Raw genomic sequence first — 3,419 nt, 5'->3', positions numbered from 1 at the left:
TGTTGATATAGAAAATTGTGAATTTGATGATAATGAATCTTCATGGGGAGGTGCCATTTGTTGTAAAAACGGTGGCTCAAACATATCAATAAAAAGTAATGAATTTCACGATAATACAGCTTCAAATGGCGGTGCGGTTTATTTAAACAATACAGATGATATGCGAATCAGTTTAAATAAATTTTATGATAATTCGGCTGATAATTCTGGTGGAGCGGTTTTTCTTGATAATTCCTCCGATAATGTTGAATTTTATAATAATTTATTAAATAACAATAATGCCGATTACGGAGGTGGACTTGCTATTGATGAGTCCGACCCTGAAATATATAATAATACAATTGTCTATAATGATGCCGATTCAGATGGTGGCGGATGTTATTATGATAGTTTAAATTGTACTCTTGATTTTAGAAATACGATAATTTATTCTAATAACGCAAACGGTTTTTCAAACCAACTTGATCCTAATCCTGACTATAATCATAGCGATTTTACTACTTGTTGCATTGAAGGTATTACAGCATGGTCAGGTAATATTAATGATGATCCTAAATTTGTTAATAGTGGAAATCATCCTTACAGAATTTCAAGTGATAATGGTACACGTTGTATTGATGTAGGCACTAATGGTACAGCAAGTGAGCGTGAAGCTCTTGATTTAAAAGATCATAGTCGTTTAACAAGAGTATCTGCTGTTTATGCGAGAATTGATATTGGGGCTTATGAGTATGAAGATCCAACACCAAGCTATAAATTAACTTCAATAGGTGATAATTTTGACTTTAAATGTAAACTATCTGTTTATCCTAATCCTGCACAAAACGAATTTTTTTTATTTTTTAGTCTAAATGAAATAAATGATATTAAATATGAAATAGTTAATTCATTTGGGCAACAGGTTTTATATAAAAACTTGAATAAATTACCTTCAGGAGAACATACAATTATACTTGATATTTCTGATTTGAAGCAAGGAATTTATTTTATAAAATTATGTATCGGAAACGAAAAACAACTTGTAAGAAAATTAATTAAAAAGGATTAATTTTTATTATGATAAGCTGTCATTTTTTTATATGGCAGCTTATCTTTTATTTAAACTTATGAAATACAGAAAGAAAATGTAATCCCGATGATTAAATTAAAGTATCTAATAAAGTTTTTATTCTTATTGATTTTATTACACAGTACTAATAAGTCAAATGCCCAACGAGAAGCAGAAAACTGGTGTTTTGGTTTTAATGCCGGATTAAACTTTAAGAACGATACACCGTCTTTTTTTTTAAGTAGCATAGGAAGTGGTTATACATGTGCAACAATTTCTGATGTAAATGGCAACCTTCTTATGTATTCTAATATGCAAAGTATCTGGAATAAAAACCATTCTATTATGACAAATGGTACAGGTTTATTATCTCGTACAAGTGCCCAATCAATAATAGTTCCTATGCCCGGAAACAATACATTGTATTATATATTCACAGTTCATGATTTAACTTATGGTATAAGATTTTCAATAATTGATATTACACTGCAAAATGGATTAGGAGAAGTTATTTCAAAAAACAACTTATTATATCCAAAATCAACAGATGCAATAACTGTTATTAAACATTCTGATAATACTTCTTTATGGATAATTACACATGATTTAGGAACAAATGCCTATATGTCTTTCAGATTGACTTCTGCAGGAATAAGTTATACACCTGTTTATAGTTATACAGGATTAATTACAAATACTTGTCATGGATATCTTAAAATATCACCTGATAGTAAAAAACTTGCATCAATTACTTATGATCCAAATAGTACTATTTCTTATATTGATTTACTTGATTTCAATGCAAATACAGGAGTTTTATCAAATGCTCTGTCAATTACTAGTATTTCTTTGGCTGGGTCAGTTGAATTTTCACCTGACGGCTCAAAATTATATATTTCAAGTTGTATAATGCCGAGTGAAATATATCAATTCGATTTAAATGCAGGCTCAGATTCTGCAATTATCAATTCAGGAAAAGTAATAGGATATTTACAAGGGATTGTTAATGGAAATACTATTACTCCAGATATCGGTGATATACAGGTTGCTATTGATGGTAAAATTTATGTTGGGGAACACGGAAGAGATCATATCTCTGTAATTAATGACCCTAATAATGCAGATACAGCCTGTCATTTTAAATTTCACAAAATATCATTAGGCGGAGCGTCTTGTAGATACGGATTTCCATCTTTTATTCAAAGCTATTTTTTTATGCCGTTTTTTAATGCAGATGGTACTTGTTATGAAGATACTACGTTCTTTTCCCTTTCAGACAGTTCGCATATAGATTCTTTAGTCTGGTGCTTTGATGATTCTTTATCAGGCTCAAGGGATACTTCAACTTCGTGGGCTCCTTATCATACTTTTACCGATACGGGAATTTATGATGTTTCCCTTATTGTTTATCACAATGGTTTATCCGATACAACTATCAGAGATATAAGAATTAGTCCTTATCCAATAGCTAATTTTACAATTAATGATAATGTCCAATGTTTAAGCGGCAATAACTTTGTTTTTACTGATAGTTCATCAATAAGTGCAGGTTCATATACTTTGGTCTGGGATTTCGGAGATTCTACTTTTGCCTATAATGATACGGTTTCTCACAGCTATTTATCAAAAGGAAATTTCAATGTTAAATTATCAGTTCTGTCAGATTACGGATGTGAAAATATTAAAACAAAAAATGTAAATATTTATTTTCCTTCAACTGATTTTACAATAAATGACAGAACACAATGCCTTAATGAAAATTTATTTTATTTTGTTGCCGATACAATAAATAATCCTGATTCTACAAGCTATTCCTGGAATTTGGGAGATAGCACAACTTCAAACCTCAAATCAACAAATCACAGTTATTTAAATACCGATACATTTCTTGTATCACTAATTGTTAAGTATGATTCGCATTGCATTGATACAGGCACAAAAAATATTTATATAAATCCAAGTCCTCAAGCAAATTTCTCAGTAAACAATCCAATTCAATGCTTTAATGAAAACAATTTCATTTTTCAAAACCTAACAGGTTTTCCAAACCTGTTAGGTTTAAATTATGCATGGAACTTTGGAGACAGCACATTTTCAACAGATTCAAACATAAATCATATTTATCAAAAAGCAGATACTTTCGAAATAGAACTAATTGCTACATCAAATCAAGGATGCACAGACACAGCAACAAAAAATGTGATTGTTCTTGAATCACCAAAAGCCAAAATAAACATAAACGACACAGCCCAATGCTTCAACGAAAACAGCTTCACTTTTTTTAATCCATCGGATACACTAAATCCTGCCGGTTTAAAAACCTGGCATTTCGGAGACGGCAACACTTCAAACTCAGACACGGCACAACACA

General features: G+C 30.6%; 2 protein-coding genes. Both read left to right on the top strand.

The window, feature by feature from the left end; all coding sequences use genetic code 11:
• Nucleotides 1-1,048, top strand: a 1,048-nt coding sequence (locus tag U9R42_06125) for a T9SS type A sorting domain-containing protein (GenBank protein ID MEA3495597.1), incomplete at its 5' end; no start/stop codon positions are given.
• A gap of 87 nt (nucleotides 1,049-1,135) precedes the next feature.
• Nucleotides 1,136-3,419 (top strand): PKD domain-containing protein (locus U9R42_06120; GenBank protein ID MEA3495596.1); only part of this gene is annotated, 2,284 nt, incomplete at its 3' end.

The sequence above is a fragment of the Bacteroidota bacterium genome, assembly GCA_034723125.1.
Classification (GTDB): Bacteria; Bacteroidota; Bacteroidia; order CAILMK01; family JAAYUY01; genus JAYEOP01.
This window is presented reverse-complemented; position numbering and strand designations above follow the sequence as displayed.